General features: G+C 52.0%; 17 protein-coding genes and 1 other RNA gene. 9 read left to right on the top strand and 9 right to left on the bottom strand.

What is annotated here, in order from left to right; genetic code table 11:
* Positions 1-9: 9 nt before the first annotated feature.
* Together dnaX and apt are read right to left on the bottom strand one after the other, a co-directional pair.
* Entirely contained in the window at positions 10-1,953 is a 1,944-nt protein-coding gene (gene dnaX, locus JK223_RS11495; protein WP_212714315.1) for a DNA polymerase III subunit gamma/tau, read from the bottom strand.
* A 191-nt stretch (positions 1,954-2,144) separates the two neighbouring features.
* Entirely contained in the window at positions 2,145-2,696 is a 552-nt protein-coding gene (gene apt / locus JK223_RS11490; RefSeq protein ID WP_212714314.1) for an adenine phosphoribosyltransferase, read from the bottom strand.
* Positions 2,697-3,044: 348 nt separating this feature from the next.
* Here apt and priC point away from each other — a divergent pair, with 348 nt between their 5' ends.
* Both priC and rsmS read left to right on the top strand, forming a co-directional pair.
* Positions 3,045-3,563 (top strand): primosomal replication protein PriC, encoded by a 519-nt coding sequence (gene priC, locus JK223_RS11485; RefSeq protein WP_212714313.1) that lies wholly within the window; start codon positions 3,045-3,047, stop codon positions 3,561-3,563.
* A gap of 177 nt (positions 3,564-3,740) precedes the next feature.
* Entirely contained in the window at positions 3,741-3,908 is a 168-nt protein-coding gene (rsmS, locus tag JK223_RS11480) for a pleiotropic regulatory protein RsmS (RefSeq protein WP_212714312.1), read from the top strand.
* A 22-nt stretch (positions 3,909-3,930) separates the two neighbouring features.
* Here rsmS and acrR read toward each other — a convergent pair whose 3' ends face one another.
* Positions 3,931-4,563 carry a multidrug efflux transporter transcriptional repressor AcrR gene (gene acrR / locus JK223_RS11475; RefSeq protein ID WP_212714311.1) on the bottom strand — a complete coding sequence of 211 codons (633 nt, stop codon included), beginning with the start codon at positions 4,561-4,563 and terminating at the stop codon, positions 3,931-3,933.
* 170 nt (positions 4,564-4,733) lie between these two features.
* Here acrR and JK223_RS11470 point away from each other — a divergent pair, with 170 nt between their 5' ends.
* The 4 genes from JK223_RS11470 to ykgO all read left to right on the top strand — a co-directional run bounded on the left by JK223_RS11470 (position 4,734) and on the right by ykgO (position 9,941).
* Positions 4,734-5,903 carry an efflux RND transporter periplasmic adaptor subunit gene (locus JK223_RS11470; protein ID WP_212714310.1) on the top strand — a complete coding sequence of 390 codons (1,170 nt, stop codon included), beginning with the start codon at positions 4,734-4,736 and terminating at the stop codon, positions 5,901-5,903.
* A 40-nt stretch (positions 5,904-5,943) separates the two neighbouring features.
* Positions 5,944-9,090, top strand: a complete 3,147-nt coding sequence (locus JK223_RS11465; RefSeq protein ID WP_212714309.1) for an efflux RND transporter permease subunit — start codon at positions 5,944-5,946, stop codon at positions 9,088-9,090.
* A gap of 444 nt (positions 9,091-9,534) precedes the next feature.
* A complete protein-coding gene (locus tag JK223_RS11460) occupies positions 9,535-9,798 on the top strand; it encodes a type B 50S ribosomal protein L31 (protein WP_212714308.1) in 264 nt (87 codons plus the stop codon).
* Between the two features lie 2 nt (positions 9,799-9,800).
* Complete coding sequence (gene ykgO / locus JK223_RS11455; protein ID WP_212714307.1) at positions 9,801-9,941, top strand: type B 50S ribosomal protein L36; 141 nt, start codon at positions 9,801-9,803, stop codon at positions 9,939-9,941.
* 97 nt (positions 9,942-10,038) lie between these two features.
* Here ykgO and JK223_RS11450 read toward each other — a convergent pair whose 3' ends face one another.
* From JK223_RS11450 to JK223_RS11440, 3 genes are read right to left on the bottom strand one after another with little or no spacing between them, the layout of a single operon-like run.
* Positions 10,039-10,917: a metal ABC transporter solute-binding protein, Zn/Mn family gene (locus JK223_RS11450; RefSeq protein ID WP_212714306.1), complete on the bottom strand. Its 879-nt coding sequence runs from the start codon at positions 10,915-10,917 to the stop codon at positions 10,039-10,041.
* An 18-nt stretch (positions 10,918-10,935) separates the two neighbouring features.
* A complete protein-coding gene (locus JK223_RS11445; protein ID WP_212714305.1) occupies positions 10,936-11,781 on the bottom strand; it encodes a metal ABC transporter permease in 846 nt (281 codons plus the stop codon).
* Complete coding sequence (locus JK223_RS11440) at positions 11,772-12,446, bottom strand: metal ABC transporter ATP-binding protein (RefSeq protein WP_212714304.1); 675 nt, start codon at positions 12,444-12,446, stop codon at positions 11,772-11,774. Before JK223_RS11440 ends, JK223_RS11445 begins: the two co-directional genes overlap by 10 nt.
* A 779-nt stretch (positions 12,447-13,225) precedes the next feature.
* Between JK223_RS11440 and tomB the strand changes: the two genes are divergently transcribed.
* Positions 13,226-13,606: an Hha toxicity modulator TomB gene (gene tomB, locus JK223_RS11435; RefSeq protein WP_212714303.1), complete on the top strand. Its 381-nt coding sequence runs from the start codon at positions 13,226-13,228 to the stop codon at positions 13,604-13,606.
* 17 nt (positions 13,607-13,623) lie between these two features.
* Positions 13,624-13,842, top strand: a complete 219-nt coding sequence (locus tag JK223_RS11430; protein ID WP_025902459.1) for an HHA domain-containing protein — start codon at positions 13,624-13,626, stop codon at positions 13,840-13,842.
* A gap of 363 nt (positions 13,843-14,205) precedes the next feature.
* On the opposite strand, the gene ffs is transcribed toward JK223_RS11430, so the two are convergent.
* An RNA gene (ffs, locus tag JK223_RS11425) (signal recognition particle sRNA small type) lies at positions 14,206-14,302 on the bottom strand.
* 146 nt (positions 14,303-14,448) lie between these two features.
* Here ffs and JK223_RS11420 point away from each other — a divergent pair.
* Positions 14,449-14,772 (top strand): MGMT family protein, encoded by a 324-nt coding sequence (locus JK223_RS11420; protein ID WP_212714302.1) that lies wholly within the window; start codon positions 14,449-14,451, stop codon positions 14,770-14,772.
* A 16-nt stretch (positions 14,773-14,788) separates the two neighbouring features.
* Here the strand turns inward: JK223_RS11420 and JK223_RS11415 are convergent, their stop codons facing one another.
* A complete protein-coding gene (locus JK223_RS11415) occupies positions 14,789-15,268 on the bottom strand; it encodes a YbaY family lipoprotein (protein ID WP_212714301.1) in 480 nt (159 codons plus the stop codon).
* A gap of 620 nt (positions 15,269-15,888) precedes the next feature.
* Positions 15,889-17,175 (bottom strand): ammonium transporter AmtB, encoded by a 1,287-nt coding sequence (gene amtB, locus JK223_RS11410; RefSeq protein ID WP_212714300.1) that lies wholly within the window; start codon positions 17,173-17,175, stop codon positions 15,889-15,891.
* Positions 17,176-17,200 lie beyond the last annotated feature (25 nt).

Here is a 17,200-nt window from a genome sequence, read left to right as displayed (position 1 = left end):
GCAGCATGTTTAAACGGGTCGTATGCTCTCTTCATCCAGAGAGGCATCAAATAACTTCTGTACTGCCCGGATATGCGGATCATCGACGATTGACTGGCGCGCCTGCTCCAGTTTTTCTTCATAAATCGCCTGCCGCCATTCCAGCGGTGTCAGCACTGCGGGATTATCGTCTGCCTCAATGGTCAGTTCAACTGTTTCACCTGCCGCCGCCGATAAAACCTCCGTCAGTACCTGCCTTGCGGACGCTGAATTCAGATGTTTCTGCGCCGAACGTAAATGCAGGTGAACCCGTGTTCCCTCCTGCTGCTTCCAGGCATTCAGCGCCAGCTGCTGTACCAGTTTCGGTAAATTCAGCTGCGCTATTTCATTCGCCCAGGCATCCCGGAGCTTCGCTTCTTCCGCGAGTCTGGCGGCAAGCTCTGGCGTTTTTTCATATTCCAGCGCCGTACGCAGTGCTTTCGGGGTCGCCACCGGTTCGGCTTCTGTCGTTTCCGGCTGCCGGGTTTTCCAGCGATAACGTTCCTGTCGGGTGGCATTCCCTGCGTCCGGATCACTCTCTTTCGACGTTTTCCTGACGACTTTTTCTGTTACTGAGGCCAGTCGCTGCAGGGCACTCTGCGCCGGCTGCGCGGTGGGCACCGCCGGCTCAGTCTTTTTTGAGGCTGAGGCCCCCCGCCGTAATAACTCTGTACGGGCCTGCAATAACTGACTGGTGGAACCGGCTACCGCACTGTTATCCGCAGGCTGAGGCGCTGGCCGGGCAGTCGGGGCAGTCGGGGCTGACGGTGCCGGTGCGCTCTGTGGCTTCGCGATCGGGTCGGCCGCCGGTTGCGGCAAACTGCCGGTCACCGGCTCTTTAATGTCAGCCAGCGGATGAAAAGCCAGCGCACGCAGTAAGGTCATCTCAACCCCCATTCGAGGGTCCGGTGCATAAGCAAGCTCTTTTCTGCCGACCAGCAACGTCTGGTAGTAAAGCTGGATCTCTTCAGGCGGCAGTTTTCTCGCCAGTTCACGTAACTGTTGTTCGTGCGTCAGGAATTCGTCATCCAGGGTAGACGGCAATAACTGCAACATGGCGATGCAATGCAGTAAACGTAGCATCTCAACCAGTAAGGCTTCCCATTCTACGCCACGGCTGGCGGCCTGTTGCAGTAAGGACATCACCGAATCACCCTCACCGGTGGCCAGGGCCTCTATCAGTGCCAGCGGCTGGTCGTTGTCCAGGGTGCCCAGCATGGCAGACACCGTGTCGGCCGTCACTGCCCCCTGCCCCATCGCAATGGCCTGATCGGTCAGACTTAATGCATCACGCAGGCTGCCTTCCGCTGCACGGGCTAACAGCTGCACGGCCCTGGGTTCAGCGTCTATCTGCTCTTCGCCCAGAATATGGGTCAGTTGCTGACTGATCTGCGGGACGTCCAGCGCCTTCAGATGAAATTGCAGACAGCGGGACAGAATGGTGACCGGTAGTTTTTGCGGATCGGTCGTGGCCAGTAAAAATTTGACGTGTTCGGGAGGTTCTTCCAGCGTCTTCAGTAGCGCATTGAAGCTGTGACGCGAAAGCATATGGACTTCATCGATAAGATAGACTTTGAAACGCCCACGGGCCGGCGCGTATTGCACGTTATCCAGCAGGTCACGGGTATCTTCGACTTTAGTCCGGGAGGCGGCATCGATCTCTATCAGATCAACAAAACGTCCCTGCTCTATTTCAAGGCAATTTTCGCACTGACCACAGGGTGTGGCCGTGATCCCCTGCTCACAATTCAGGCCTTTAGCCAGTAGCCGGGCGATAGTGGTTTTACCCACACCCCGCGTGCCTGAAAAAAGGTAAGCATGGTGAAGTCTGCCCAATGACAAACCATTGGCCAGCGCGGTGAGAACATGTTGCTGGCCGACAACATCAGCAAAAACCTGTGGTCGCCATTTTCGCGCGAGAACCTGATAACTCATGGAAATTTAGTCACTGGATTGGGGTTAAAACATCATACAGCGCATCTGATATGCGTCTCTGCATCCCGGTGCGTTTGTCGCAACCTATTGATACCAAAAGGGCCAACAAACACAGGGTTCAGTGTATCAGCCGCCTGACCTGTTGCCTATCTATTTAGATGAGGTGGCGGGTCAGGCGGGAACGGCCTGTTTTAGTGGCCCGGGAAGTTAACGACGCTGAAACATTCCAGTCCCAGTGCCTTCAGACGGGCTTCGCCTTCGAGGTCGAATAAATTGATCACAAACGCGGCATCATGTACTTCTGCCCCGGCACGACGAATAAGCTTCACTGTCGCTTCGATGGTGCCACCGGTCGCTAACAGATCATCAACCACCAGCACCACATCGCCTGGTTTCACCGCATCGGTGTGCATTTCCAGAACATCGGTGCCGTATTCCAGACTGAAGGCTTCGCTGTAGGTTTCACGAGGTAATTTACCTGGCTTACGAACCGGAACAAATCCAACGCCCAGCCCTAATGCCACCGGCGCCCCGAATAAAAATCCACGGGCTTCCGTCCCGACAACCTTGGTAATGCCTTTATTACGATAACGTTCGACCAGTATCTCAATGGTCGCTGAATATGCTTTTGCATCTTCCAGCAGTCCGGTAACATCACGGAAAAGGATCCCGGGTTTCGGATAATCGGGAACACTTTTGATGCTATTCTTAATGGATTCAAGCTGTTGCTCAGTTACGCTCATAATGGTATGCCTGGTAAATTCTTAGTAACACGCAGCCCGCTGCCGGCCCGGAACCTCTGTGGAGGATGACAGCCGACAGGAAAACGGACAGGAACTGCGTAGGAAAACCGACAAATCTAAGCAAACTACAAAATAATTGCAACCTCAGACCCCGACTTCTGCCTTTTTATTCTGTCTGTCAGAGGTTGATTCACTCAGAATAGCACTCAGTCTGCCCTGCAAAACCGCTTATCTGACGGTTGCCGCAGGGTATGCCGGGGAAGTTCAGGCACTATGAGCGCCCTTCGGCAGGCGGCCACGTTATCACTACCGTATTATTCATACCGTACTATCAATACAGGTTCTGCAATGAACAGAGATAAAATTATCCGCCAGTTTGTAATGTTAATTGCGCAATTAAAGCAGCAAATCGCCCGGGCGGGTGATCCGGCATGCCGGGAGAAACGATTCGATAATACACTTTTTCCGGTCTCCGGCCCGACACTGACCAGCTATCTGCAACAGACAGAGCAGTCGCTCGATAAACTGCATCAGTTTGAATCGGCATCCTCTCCGGCATTTCTCTGGCTGACGGAAAAAATGGCCGCCCAGTGTCAGGCCCTGCAGCGGGAACTGGCGACGGCAGGCAGACGCAAGGCCCTGCCTGAGGGGACGGCAGGCTACTGGCGGCACCTTTATCAGCAGCAACTGGGTTATGAAGCGCGATTGAATGAGATGCTGCTGCAACACGAACAGCAATTAACCACGGCCGGGACATTGCAGCAACAGCAGGAGATTGGTGAAAAACTGCGGATCCTTGAACAGCGTCTGGCGCGCTGTCGGCTGGCGCTGAAAGAGACGCACTGGCAAACCACTCTGCACAATTAACCAGGCCCCGGTAAGATCAACGGGTGAATTAATGCGGCGCCCGCTCCCTAACCTTCGGAAATTCCCGTTTTTTCTTGCAGGCCAACGGCAGTCAATGTTATCACTGGTTTAATGCGGTCAGCCTGGCGCTGACCGCACATACAGGTAAATCACTTTTTGGCAGAACAGGTTAACGTTATGTCGCTGGACACCGCACCTGAAGAGGTTAAACTCGCTGTTGATTTAATTATGCTTTTAGAACAAAACCAGCTTTCTCCGCGGGTGGTACTGGAAGCGCTGGAAATTGTCAGAAAGGACTATATTGCCAAACTGAACAATGAACAGCCTCTTTCTGCTGCTGACTAATTACTGTCTTATTCAGACGGTATTATTTCCGCAGTACCGGGCTTAAGCGCAACATATCCATAAAAGCATCAACCAGTGGCCCGGCATCATTTTCTAAATCAAAACCAGTGGGTGTAAATAACCAGTTCTCCATCAGGCCACTGATATAACTGCGCATCATAATCGCGGCCTGTCGGGTATTAAGTTTTTCGGGGAGCTGACCGGCAGCAATGCATTTATTTAATGTACTTTCGATCTTCGGATAACATTCTAATAACATGTCTTGCTGGATTTTTTGGAATGTTTCCATTTCTCCGACAAACTCGCATTTATGGAATATAATTTCCATTAATGCTCTTCGGGAGCTGTCTCTCACCGTCGACTGCAGCAGTGACACAAGTAAGGCACGAATTTGTGCCATGGGGTCATCCGGATATTGGTTCTGATATTCCAGTTCGAGCTTATCCAGACACTCATCACTCTGCAGCCAGATTTCATTAAGAATGTCTATTTTATTTTTAAAGTGCCAATAAATAGCACCTCGTGTCACACCCGCCCGGATTGCAATATCTGACAACGAGGTTGAAGAAACACCCCGGGTAGAAAAGCAGTGGATCGCAGCATCGAGTATCTGTTGACGGGTTTCAAGTGCCTGCTGTTTGGTTTTTCGTGCCATATAAATGGTTCTTAGTCAGATCACGGGTCATACGCCGTTGTACAGGCGATATAAGGATTTACATACATTCATGTATATATGTATCATATCATGGCTTGTGTAATTACACAGCCACTGTCCCTTTTTTAAGAACAGTGGCCAGATAAATTCCGGATATTAGAGGTTTATTTATGAAAAAAAACAGAGGATTGTCACCTCTGGCGGCCATCCTGATGTTTTCCGGGAGCGTCGCACTCACCGGATGTGATAACAATAAAACGCAGCAATCGGGCCAGCAGCAGCCCCCCGAAGTAGGCGTCGTCACATTGAAGGCTCAGCCGCTGGCTATGACGACTGAGCTTCCCGGCCGTACCTCGGCATACCGGGTGGCTGAAGTTCGCCCTCAGGTCTCCGGCATCATCCTGAAACGTAATTTTGCAGAAGGCAGTGATGTCCGGGCGGGACAATCGTTATATCAGATTGACCCGGCCACCTATCAGGCCGCTTACGACAGTGCGCTGGGTGATTTAGCTAAAGCTCAGGCAAACGCGCGTATTGCCGATTTAACGGTTCGTCGTTATAAACCTCTGCTCGGAACCCGCTATATCAGCGAACAGGAATATGATACTGCCGTCGCCACTGCCGCGCAGAACAATGCCGCCGTTCAGTCAGCGAAAGCCAGTGTCGAAACTGCCCGCATCAATCTGGCCTACACCAAAGTGACTTCCCCGATTTCCGGCCGGATTGGCAAATCGGCGGTGACCGAAGGTGCGCTGGTCCAGAATGCTCAGACCACTGCCCTGGCAACGGTTCAGCAGCTGGACCCGATGTATGTCGATGTCACTCAGTCGAGCGATCAGTTCCTGCGTCTGCGTTCCGAGCTGGCTTCCGGTCAGTTAAAACAGACTCAGGGCAAAGCCAAAGTCACGCTGATTATGGATAACGGGCAACCGTTCAATCAGACCGGGACACTGGAGTTTTCCGACGTCACCGTGGACCAGACCACCGGCTCCATTACCCTGCGTGCCATTATTCCTAATCCGGACCATAGCCTGTTACCGGGCATGTTTGTTCGCGCAAAACTGGATGAAGGGACCAACCCGGATGCACTGCTGGTGCCTCAGCAGGCGATCACCCGGACGCCGACAGGTCAGGCGACCGCGTTGGTGGTCGGCAGCGATAATAAAGTTGAGTTACGTCAGGTGGATGCTTCTCAGGCAATCGGTAATCAATGGCTGGTGACAAGCGGACTTAAATCCGGTGATCGGGTCATTACTGTCGGTCTGCAGCGTGCCCAGCCGGGTGCCAGCGTGACGCCGGAAGAGGTTACTCCTGATTCCGGTAGCAGCAATGCGCAATAACTGTCCGCAAAATTATCGTTTTAACAGGAGCCAGTGATCCATGGCTAAGTTCTTTATCGAACGCCCGATTTTTGCATGGGTACTCGCCATCATTGTCATGCTGGCGGGCGCGTTGTCGATTCTGAAACTACCGATCGAGCAATATCCTGACGTTGCTCCTCCGGCAGTACAGATCCAGGCAAGCTACCCGGGCGCAGATGCAAAAACCCTGCAGGATTCCGTTACCCAGGTCATAGAACAAAATATGAACGGGATTGACGGTTTGCTGTATATGTCATCCAGCAGTGATTCCAGCGGTACATTGCAGCTTACGCTGACCTTTGCCGCCGGGACTGATCCGGATATTGCGCAGGTTCAGGTGCAGAACAAGTTGCAGCTTGCAACCCCGCTTCTGCCACAGGAAGTCCAGCAGCAAGGGATCAGTGTCGAAAAATCCTCCAGCAGTTTTCTGATGGTTGCAGGCTTTGTCAGCGATGACGGCAGCATGGACCAGAATGATATTGCCGACTATGTGGCCTCCAACATTAAAGATCCTATCAGCCGTACCCCGGGGGTAGGTGATACTCAATTGTTTGGTGCACAGTATGCAATGCGTATCTGGATGGACCCGGCAAAACTGGATAACTATGGCCTGACGCCGGTCGATGTGATTACTGCGATTAAAGCGCAGAACAATCAGATCGCCGCCGGTCAGCTGGGCGGCAGCCCGCAGGTCAGTGACCAGGAGCTGAATGCTTCTATCATCGCTCAGACCCGTCTGACGTCAGTCGATGAGTTCCGTAAAATTCTGCTGAAAGTTAACACCGACGGTTCCAAAGTGACCCTGGGCGATGTCGCTAAAGTGGCACTGGGCGGCGAAAACTATGATGTTATCGCGCGCTTTAACGGAAAACCGGCAGCAGGCCTGGGGATTAAGCTGGCGACCGGTGCCAACGCACTGGATACCGCCACGGCCGTGAAAGCGGAGCTGGCTAAGCTCCAGCCGTTTTTCCCGCACGGACTGAAAGTTGTTTACCCGTATGACACCACGCCATTCGTTAAGATTTCTATTTTCGAAGTGGTCAAAACGCTGTTTGAAGCCATCGTGCTGGTGTTCCTGGTGATGTATCTGTTTATGCAGAGCCTGCGCGCGACACTGATACCGACCATTGCGGTACCGATTGTCTTGCTGGGTACGTTTGCCATTATCAATGCGCTGGGTTATTCGATAAACACGCTCACGATGTTCGGGCTGATACTCGCCATCGGATTGCTGGTCGATGATGCCATCGTGGTGGTGGAAAACGTTGAACGTGTGATGGCAGAAGAAAATCTGTCGCCGAAAGAAGCCACCAAACGGTCGATGGAGCAGATTCAGGGAGCCCTGGTCGGTATCGCTCTGGTCCTGTCTGCTGTCTTCATCCCGATGGCCTTCTTCGGCGGGTCCACCGGGGTAATTTACCGTCAGTTCTCCGTCACCATCGTTTCTGCAATGGTACTCTCTGTGCTGGTGGCATTGATCCTGACACCGGCATTGTGTTCGACCATTCTGAAACCGCTGAAGCCCGGCGATCACGGTAAAACCAAAGGATTCTTCGGCTGGTTTAACCGTATCTTCGAAAAAAGCACCAATCACTATGTGACGTGTGTCAGCCACATCATCCGTCGTACCGGTCGCTATCTGGTCATCTATCTGGCGATAGTCGTGGCAATGGTCTTCCTGTTTGCCCGGTTACCGACCTCGTTCCTGCCGGATGAAGACCAGGGGCTGTTGTTAGCTCAGGCGCAATTACCGGCAGGGGCAACCCAGCAGCGTACCCAGAAAGTGCTGGATCAGGTGACGAATTACTTCCTGACCAAAGAGAAGGACAATGTCAATTCGGTCTTCACCGTGAATGGTTTCGGATTCTCCGGACGCGGTCAGAATACCGGTATTGCCTTCGTCAGTCTGAAACCCTGGGATGAACGTACCGGCAGTGCCAACAAGGTACCCGCGATTGCAGGGCGTGCTATGGCCGCACTGGGGCAGATTAAAGATGCCTTCGTCATTCCGTTCAACCTGCCGGCCATTATCGAATTAGGTAATGCGACAGGGTTCGACTTTGAACTGATAGATCAGGCAAACCTGGGACACGAGAAACTGACCGAGGCCAGAAACCAGCTTCTGGGAATGGCCGCGCAGCATCCTGATGTCCTGACCGGTGTCCGCCCTAACGGTCTGGAAGATACGCCGCAATACCGGTTGATTATCGATCAGGAAAAAGCGACGGCTCTGGGTGTGTCCATCTCTGATATCAACACCACACTGGGCGCCGCCTGGGGTGGCTCCTACGTCAATGACTTTATCGACCGGGGACGTGTGAAGAAAGTGTACGTGATGGGTGAAGCCGATGCCCGTATGCTGCCTTCGGATATCAATAAATGGTATGTGCGTAACAGTAACGATCAGATGGTGCCGTTCTCTGCCTTTACCACAGCGAAATGGCAATACGGTTCTCCACGTCTGGAACGTTATAATGGTCTGCCATCTATGGAGATTCTGGGCCAGCCTGCCGCCGGTAAAAGCTCCGGGGAAGCCATGGCACTGATGGAACAACTGGCGTCGAAACTGCCGGCCGGAATTGGCTATCAGTGGACCGGGATGTCCTATCAGGAACAGATGTCCGGTAACCAGGCGCCGGCATTGTATGCCATTTCCCTGATTGTCGTGTTCCTGTGTCTGGCAGCACTGTATGAAAGCTGGTCGATACCGTTTGCGGTAATGCTGGTTGTTCCACTGGGTATTGTCGGTGCTCTGTTATTCACGACCCTGAGAGGACTGAGTAACGACGTCTACTTTGTGGTGGGCTTACTGACCACCATCGGTCTGTCGGCGAAAAACGCCATCCTGATTGTCGAGTTTGCGAAGGACCTGATGGATAAAGAAGGCAAAGGTCTGGTGGAAGCGACGCTTGAAGCGGTCCGTATGCGTTTGCGTCCGATTCTGATGACCTCGCTGGCCTTTATCCTGGGGGTTCTGCCTCTGGCTATCAGTACCGGTGCCGGCTCCGGATCTCAGAATGCGGTGGGTACCGGCGTTATCGGTGGTATGGTGACGGCAACCTGTCTGGCTATCTTCCTCGTGCCTGTCTTCTTTGTGGTGGTGCGTCGCAGATTTGGTAAAGACAATAGCGCGACCCGTACCGGAGTCTCTGCGCAGGATAAATAATCCTCAGAAATTCCGTATGACTAAAGAGGCTGCCTGGCAGCCTCTTTTTTTATCGGCTTTGCGGGGGATGCCAATCACAGGACGCTGTTGCTCTGCCGTTCGGAGTCTATCTTTTTACCCGCCTTCCTTCCGTCGTTACCGTGTATCGCAAGCCACAGGGTATTGGCTGATCACAGAAGGTGCTGTGCGCTGTGTTGTTTCTCTGATATTTACCGGCTGATACCCGTGTTCTGCCTGCCTCTCTTAGCAGCTTCCATGCTTTTTCTGCTCTGCGGCTACGGCTGCGTTGTACCTGCTATGTACCTGCTATTAAGATTTTCTGCCTGCGACACCCTGCTCTCTGCTCTCTGCTCTCTGCTCTCTGCTCTGCAACAGACTTGCCCGGAAACTCTGTTAGTGCCATAATTAAGTTATGTTATAACATAACAATTAAGCGGAGACTTTATGAAGCCTGATATCCATCCTTACTATCGCCCTGTGCTGTTCCATGATACGACGTCTGGCGAGTACTTCAGGGTAGGTTCGACCATCAGAACTGAGCGCACGATCGACTATCAGGGAGAGACGCTTCCCTATGTGACGCTGGATGTTTCATCAAAATCACACAGCTTCTATACCGGTAAGCAGAAAACGGTCGCCAAAGACAGTCGTGCCGCGCGCTTTGCTCAGCGGTATAAACATTTACCGGTAAGCCCGGCGGAGGAATAATCATGCAGGTACTCAGTTCCCTGAAGTCAGCAAAGCAACGGCATCCGGATTGTAAACTGGTTCGCAGGCACGGGCGTGTCTATGTTATTTGTAAGAGTCACCCGCGCTTCAAAGCGGTACAGGGGAAAAAGAAGAAACGCTAACGCCCCGTTGGGCGGCGAACGCTGCCCTCCGGGAATAGTAAAAAAAAACGGCCATTCCTGGCCGTTTTTTTGATGCGGAGGGTATCCGTTCCGGGGACTATTGCATGCTCTTCAGCAATTCTCTGACATTCAGCTCAAATGCCTGCTGATAGGTCGCTGCCGGACCCTTCGCTGTCGACAACGCTTCAGGGTATAACTCCCCGCCCGGTGACGCGTCAGCAGCCGTGGCTATCTGCTGTACCAGACGGGGATCCGTCTGATTTTCGATAAAATAGCGGTGGATATGATCCGCTTTCAGCTGATTAATTAACCCCGCCACGGTGGAGGCGCTGGCCTCTTCATCGGTATTCAGACCAATCGGTGACATAAATTTCACACCATACTCATCGCCGAAATAACCGAAAGCATCATGGCTGGTCAGTACCTGACGCTTACTGGCCGGGATTTTTGCAAACGCGGCCAGGGTCTGCTTATCCAGGTTCTCCAGTTGCTGAATATAGGCTTCCCCCTGCTTACGGATAGCGGCCGCATCTTCCGGGTCCGCTTTCTGCAGGCTTTCGCTGATATTCCGCGCATAAATGACACCGTTCGCCAGACTGTTCCAGGCATGCGGATCGGTAATTTTAACCCCGTCACTGATCATGGTCCGCGGCGTCACACCTGCGGAAGCGACCACCACCTTCCCCTGGTATCCGGAGGCCTGGATAAGTCTTTCCATCCAGCCTTCCAGCCCCAGGCCGTTAATGATAACCACATCGGCCTGAGCCAGAGCCACACTGTCACGCGGTGCCGGTTCAAAGGTATGCGGGTCACCATCCGGCCCGACCAGGCTCTTAACATCCACGTATTGCCCGCCGATTTGTCTGGCCATATCAGCGGGGATAGTAAAACTGGCAACCACATGCAGGGTCTTCGCCATCACGGCTGGTGCAAATACTACCCCGCTGAATACTATCGCCATCAGATATTTTTTCATCACTATCACCTTCTGTCATTAGCTGGCGGAGGAACGGAAAATTCCGCCACAAGGACCGGCACACACGGAAACAAAAAACAGCACCGTAGCGCAGAGAATAACCGCAGGACCGGCAGGTAAAGACCAGTACCACGACGCAGAGAGCCCGCACCAGGCAGAGAAAATGGCCAGCACAATGGCAACCAGTAATATTTTTTCGAGCCTCCGGCTCCAGAACCTGGCGCTGGCGGCAGGTAACATCATTAAGCCGACGGACATTAATGTGCCCAGGATCTGGAAACCGGCCACCAGGTTCAGCACCACCAGAATCAGGAAAATCCCGTGGACGACCGGCGCATGCCAGCGGCCCTGCATCTGCAGAAAATGGGGATCGAAGGCATCGATTACCAGCGGCCGATAGATAAGGGCCAGCACCACCAGACTCACGGCGGAGATTGTGGCAACCATGATTAACGCCTGACTATTCACGGCCAGCAGCGATCCAAACAGCACATTCAGCAGATCGACGCCGGAACGGCGCAACGAAATCAGCGTTACCCCGAGGGCAAGCGCCCCCAGATAGAAACCAGAAAAGCTGGCATCTTCTTTCAGCGGAGTGAACCGGCTGACAACCCCGGAAAGTAACGCCACGGATAACCCGGCGATTAATCCGCCGATGCCCATCGCCACCAGCGATAGACCGGAGAGAAGATATCCCATGGCGGCGCCCGGCAATACCGCATGAGAAAGAGCATCTCCTACCAGGCTCATCCGGCGTAATGAAAGAAAGACACCGAGGGGCGTCGCGCTGATAGCAATGGCGACACAGGCCACTAATGCCTTGCGCATAAAGGCAAATTCAATAAATGGCTGAACTAACAACATAGGTTTAATGCCTTTTCCTGCGTTTCTGTCGTGTGGTACCAGTGCGCGTTATCACCTTCCAGTGATATCACATGGCGAAAGTTCTGCATCACGAGCCGCTGATCATGCAGAACGACGACAATTGTTTTACCGGTGTGCTGCTGCTGATGGATTAATGCCATGAGTGAGGTGATAGTTTGCTGATCGACACCGCTGAAAGGCTCATCCAGCAACCATAAATCACTTTGCTGCAGTAACAGACGAGAAAAAAGCACACGCTGCAGCTGCCCGCCGGACAACATCGCAGGCCTGGCATCCGCAAATGCAGCCATGCCGGTAGCTTCCAGCGCCTGATGGATCTCTTGCCTGAGTTCCCGGTTAATGCTGCGAAACCAGCCGGTCCGGGGCCAGCAGCCCATGGCGACCAGTTCATACACCGTTAACGGGAACTGGCGTTCCAGTTCACTGCGTTGCGGCAGCCAGCCTATTTTATTCCGCGGTAAAGCGACCTCACAGTGACCACTGACGACCGGCAACAGTCCCGCAACGGTTTTTAAGAGCGTTGATTTACCGCAGCCATTCACGCCCACCAGTGCGGTCAGTGTGCCGGCAGAAATTTCGCCGTTAACTGTCGGAGTTACCGCCCGCCTGGCATAGCCCGCGCGGCATTCAGAAAAGCGTATCATCCCAACACTCCCCAGCTGACACCAGCCACAAGAAACAGGATAACCAGCCCTGCCACAATAAGCCGGCTGAAGGCGGAGAGAAGGAGTGGGCTGCTATACATAGAACACCAAAGAGTAAAAAACGTTATAACATTACATGTTAGAAAAAAAGCCGGCTAAAATAAAGAGGTTAAATGTTTCCAAATATCATACAAAAATCACCGATGAAAGGATTGCTAATTCCGGGGCTTCGCTGCAAACTATGAGCCAGTGTTGTGAACTCTGCGGGCCACCGGCCTCCTTCTGAGAATGCCGCAGGTCATTTCTGTTCGCTGTATTAGTTACTCAGTTACTCAGTTACTCAGTTACTCAGTTACTCAGTTACTCAGTTACTCAGTTACTCAGTAAACAGTTAAACTATGATTTTAAGAAAAGTCTTTATTGATAGATTCAATCGATAGATGTTAGTTTGCTGATATGCTTAAATCCGGTTCATACTCAGCACGGACTGTTTATACATTAAGTTTCTTTCTGCTGAATCCCCTGCGAACCGTGACGTAATTTTCATCAAAATAACGATTAACCCTATTCACTCTGGTAAAATAAGACAAACACCGCAGAGTAAACTAATATTGTTATGGTGGTTCAGCAGATAAAAACCCTGAAGATATTGCGCAGGATTTAGTCACAGGAATATCTCTGCTACTGATCTATCCTTATTCTCTCTGAACAGAATGAATCATTACGAATCTTCTTTATGCGGAATGGCTCCCGACAGAGCCTGATAAGAGGTGGAAAAGATGGATGAATACTCACCTAAAAGATATGATGTAGCACAGCTTAAATTTTTGTGTGAAAATTTATTTGATGAAAGTCTGGCTACCCTCAACGTCCAGGAATCGTGCTGGATTAATGACCCGACATCGGAAGGAAATCTTCAGCTGCATGATTTAATTGAGCATATTGCAGCCGTCAGTATTATTTATAAATTAAAACATAGTGAAGATGAACTACTGATTTCACAGGTAGACAAATATCTTGACGATACATTTACATTATTTAGTGGTTACACAGTAAATAAGCAGGACTTTAATTACTGGGAAGCCTCATCAGGCAAGTTATTTAGATTATTTTTTGAAGCGAGTCTCTGTCAGGAAAACGGACAAAGTCTCACACATTAACCAGGAGTCGTTTTATCATGAGTCAAACCCCATTAACCAAGACAGATTATCTGATGCGTCTGAGGCGTTGCCGATCTATCGATACTCTCGAGCGGGTGATCGAAAAAAATAAATATGAATTATCAGATGAAGATCTGGTGGTTTTTTATTCGGCAGCTGACCATCGTCTTGCGGAGCTGACTATGAATAAACTGTACGATAAAGTGCCTGCTACCGTCTGGAAATATGTTCGTTAATGTCACTGAGTTTCACCAGAATTAATAATCATAATTACTATTAAGGTTCCGGTTCCCCTGGCAAAAAACTGTTGAATTCGCTTTTCGCTTATCACGCGGGTGTATGATATCCGGCTGACTTCCGGACGATGAACCCGCAATTCTGAAGACTGCGTCGATGGAATGCCCCTGCATCGCTGATACCCTTGCGGGTACGTCAGGCCGGATGCCATCACCGATCCGCAGGATCCGTTATTGCCCAATGAATCTGTGAATCTGTGAATCTGTGAATCCGGAATTATTGTATAGAAATCATCAGGGAGTACTGACTCAGGCTGGAATTTTTTAGTGGGAGCAAAACAGGAATAATTCGTTGGGTGGGGCCCCTGCCAGCGACATCCCGGCACATGCGTCATCTGTTACGGCTGCTTCCTTCCGGATCTGACCGGGTTCACAGATTAGCATTGCGGGAGAACCAACAGGGTCCCCATTGATGAGCTCTGATCTCTCAAAGCGAGTGCATTATCAGTGATGGCATCATGAATTGCAAGTCTGTGGAACCTGACCGTTGTTTTCTTGAACATTCCCGCTATGATCCTCCTCTCTGAAGTTTATCCGGAAGTTATCATGTCTGAAGAATTATCATTTCGGGAAAGAGTGTGGCTAATCATTGCTGCCATTCCTTATGGCCGGGTGAGCACTTATGGCGAGATTGCTCGCCTGGCAGGTAATCCCCGGGCGGCACGTCAGGTCGGTGGTGTGCTTAAAAAATTACCGGAAGGCTCATCCCTGCCCTGGCATCGGGTGGTCGACAGGCAAGGCAGAATATCGTTGCAGGGAGCAGATTTCAGACGTCAGCAGCAGGCGCTGGAAGCGGAGAATATCGAATTTACCCCGATGCAGACAATTGATTTAGAAAAATACCGCTGGCCAGGGCATTCGTCGCCCTGACCTCACGGTTTAGCGGTTATGGCGTACCAGGAGACACCTGGTCCACAGGGACCGCAACTTCAGGAACTGCCACCAGCGTTAAATCCTGACGCTGTGTCGCCGGTGATGTGACCGGTTGCAGCGATTCAGCAGTGAAAATCACGCGTCCGTTCAGACTGATAGCTGCACTCAGCAACACCTGTCCCTGAGAACTCACATCGGCGGCATTAAACGGCAGACGGTAGTGGAAAGGCGCCTGCTGACCGGAGAGTCGCGTTACTTTCTGCGCGATCACTTTGGTCGGCCCGGTTCCCCCGGAAGCATCAGACAGGGTCACGGTCAGAACCGCACCTGGCGGCAGAGCGATACGTTGACGTACATATACCGCTCCGGAGATCACCGGCTGGTTACTGGTGGCGCTGATCACCGGTGCCGGTGCTGGTAAATCCGTCCTGTCAGCACAGGCCGTCACAGTCAGAGCCACGGCTAACCCTGTAATAATATGCATTGATTTCATTGATGTCGTCTCCTTATGAACAAAATGAACAACGGAAGTCTATAGTAAGCCAGTTCTGCATATTCGTTACCACTGAATATAATTTTGGCAGAAAATATAATTTATTCCTGCAGACAGGGGGCAAAACCCGGATACGACCGGATAATAGGAATAATCCTGGTTATTTTGCTGCGGCGGTTTCCGCCACGACAGCAACTGAATATTCAACCGCTTACAGAGCGATGGTTCCCCCCCATCAAAGGAACGGCAGATGCCCACTATGAAACCTGAGCAGCCGGTCGGCAACTGATGCCGGCGCTTCCCCGGCGCTCTGGCATACCCTGATATCAGCCCTCATCGTACGCTTACCCGCATGCCGGAGATAATGCTGCTGCAAACGGGTGAAGAATGATGGCGGATAAAGGGAGGTCTGAGGCGGTGATAGGGAATTAACGTGTTTCCCGGCACCGGGTGCGGGAGTGATCTGCACGGCAGTGGGGTATGGCTGGAAAGTGATATCGCGCGACTCACAATGCCGTTAAGGGGATGAGGGGAGCCGACGCCGGATCCCGCCCAAAAAAAAAGGCGATAATCTATCGCCCTTTTTACTTCCCGGGTCATCGCCCGGGATGAAGACTCACTTACTGGTTGTAAGCATTTTCGCCGTGACTATTCACATCCAGACCTTCACGCTCCTGATCTTCAGGAACACGCAGTCCGACAATCAGGTCAGCCACTTTAAAGGCAATAAAGGCAACCACACCTGACCAGACCAGAGTGACCAGGCAGCTCAGCAGCTGAACCCAGATCTGATGGCCCATCGTAACTCCGGCAGCATAGCCGACACCACCCAGTGAAGAAGAGGCGAAGACACCGGTCAGGATACAGCCCAGGATCCCGCACACACCGTGAACACCGAACACGTCACACGGGTCATCAACACGCAGGAAACGTTTCAGAGAGGTCACACCCCACAGACCTGCCAGACCCGCCGCCAGACCGATGATCAGCGCGCCACCAACACCGACATAACCACACGCCGGAGTGATTGCGACCAGACCTGCGATGAATCCTGAGCTTGCACCCAGCAGTGAAGGTTTACCACGCAGGATCCACTCACCGAATACCCAGGTCAGAACAGCGCCCGCGGTAGCAACCACCGTATTCAGGAATGCCAGAGCGGCGATTTCGTTAGCCGATGCCGCCGAACCGGCGTTGAAACCAAACCAGCCAACATACAGGATCGCCGTACCGATAAAGACCATCGGCAGATTGTGTGGTTTGAATGCCTCTTTACCGAAACCGGCACGTTTACGCAGCATGTAAGCTCCCACCAGCGCAGCCACCGCGGCATTGATATGAACCACTGTACCGCCTGCGAAATCAAGCGCACCATCCAGAGCCAGTAACCCACCGCCCCAGACCATATGAGCGATTGGGAAATAAGAGAACGTTGCCCAGATCAGGGTAAAAATCAGCACCGCAGAGAAACGTACACGTTCAGCTAAACCACCCAGTACCAGACCGACGGTGATGCAGGCGAAAGAAGCCTGGAAAGCCACATGAATGTACTGATAGATCGTACCCATTACGGCTTTCAGCTCAATCCCTTTCAGCATCACCCACTGGAAACCCCCAAAGTAGTTGTTACCCTCAGCAAAGGTCAGAGAATAACCGTAGATAACCCAGATAACACAGACCAGAGAGAACGTTACCGCGACCTGGGTCATCATGGAAAGGACGTTTTTGCCGCGGATAAGACCGCCATAAAAGAGCGCAATACCTGGCACTGACATAAATAACACCAGTGCGGTACAAATCATCATAAATGCATTATCTGCCTGGTCTGCCACTGCAGGTGCAGCAAACGCCAGTGAAGGCGAAAGAGCCGCTCCGGCTAAGGCCAGTTTTGTCAGAAGTTTATTCATTTTTTCCCTACCTCAACAATCAACG

The organism is Tatumella sp. JGM118 (assembly GCF_018257515.1).
In the GTDB taxonomy this organism is placed as follows: domain Bacteria; phylum Pseudomonadota; class Gammaproteobacteria; order Enterobacterales; family Enterobacteriaceae; genus Tatumella; species Tatumella terrea.
Note: the sequence above shows the minus strand (reverse complement) of the source record. Positions and strands in the feature narration are given on the sequence as shown.

Bases quoted from the DNA above. Each gene is read 5' to 3' on its own strand.
- dnaX (WP_212714315.1), bottom strand. From the start codon at position 1,953: ATGAGTTATCAGGTTCTCGCGCGAAAATGGCGACCACAGGTTTTTGCT.
- apt (WP_212714314.1), bottom strand. From the start codon at position 2,696: ATGAGCGTAACTGAGCAACAGCTTGAATCCATTAAGAATAGCATCAAA.
- priC (WP_212714313.1), top strand. From the start codon at position 3,045: ATGAACAGAGATAAAATTATCCGCCAGTTTGTAATGTTAATTGCGCAA.
- rsmS (WP_212714312.1), top strand. From the start codon at position 3,741: ATGTCGCTGGACACCGCACCTGAAGAGGTTAAACTCGCTGTTGATTTA.
- acrR (WP_212714311.1), bottom strand. From the start codon at position 4,563: ATGGCACGAAAAACCAAACAGCAGGCACTTGAAACCCGTCAACAGATA.
- JK223_RS11470 (WP_212714310.1), top strand. From the start codon at position 4,734: ATGAAAAAAAACAGAGGATTGTCACCTCTGGCGGCCATCCTGATGTTT.
- JK223_RS11465 (WP_212714309.1), top strand. From the start codon at position 5,944: ATGGCTAAGTTCTTTATCGAACGCCCGATTTTTGCATGGGTACTCGCC.
- JK223_RS11460 (WP_212714308.1), top strand. From the start codon at position 9,535: ATGAAGCCTGATATCCATCCTTACTATCGCCCTGTGCTGTTCCATGAT.
- ykgO (WP_212714307.1), top strand. From the start codon at position 9,801: ATGCAGGTACTCAGTTCCCTGAAGTCAGCAAAGCAACGGCATCCGGAT.
- JK223_RS11450 (WP_212714306.1), bottom strand. From the start codon at position 10,917: ATGAAAAAATATCTGATGGCGATAGTATTCAGCGGGGTAGTATTTGCA.
- JK223_RS11445 (WP_212714305.1), bottom strand. From the start codon at position 11,781: ATGTTGTTAGTTCAGCCATTTATTGAATTTGCCTTTATGCGCAAGGCA.
- JK223_RS11440 (WP_212714304.1), bottom strand. From the start codon at position 12,446: ATGATACGCTTTTCTGAATGCCGCGCGGGCTATGCCAGGCGGGCGGTA.
- tomB (WP_212714303.1), top strand. From the start codon at position 13,226: ATGGATGAATACTCACCTAAAAGATATGATGTAGCACAGCTTAAATTT.
- JK223_RS11430 (WP_025902459.1), top strand. From the start codon at position 13,624: ATGAGTCAAACCCCATTAACCAAGACAGATTATCTGATGCGTCTGAGG.
- JK223_RS11420 (WP_212714302.1), top strand. From the start codon at position 14,449: ATGTCTGAAGAATTATCATTTCGGGAAAGAGTGTGGCTAATCATTGCT.
- JK223_RS11415 (WP_212714301.1), bottom strand. From the start codon at position 15,268: ATGAAATCAATGCATATTATTACAGGGTTAGCCGTGGCTCTGACTGTG.
- amtB (WP_212714300.1), bottom strand. From the start codon at position 17,175: ATGAATAAACTTCTGACAAAACTGGCCTTAGCCGGAGCGGCTCTTTCG.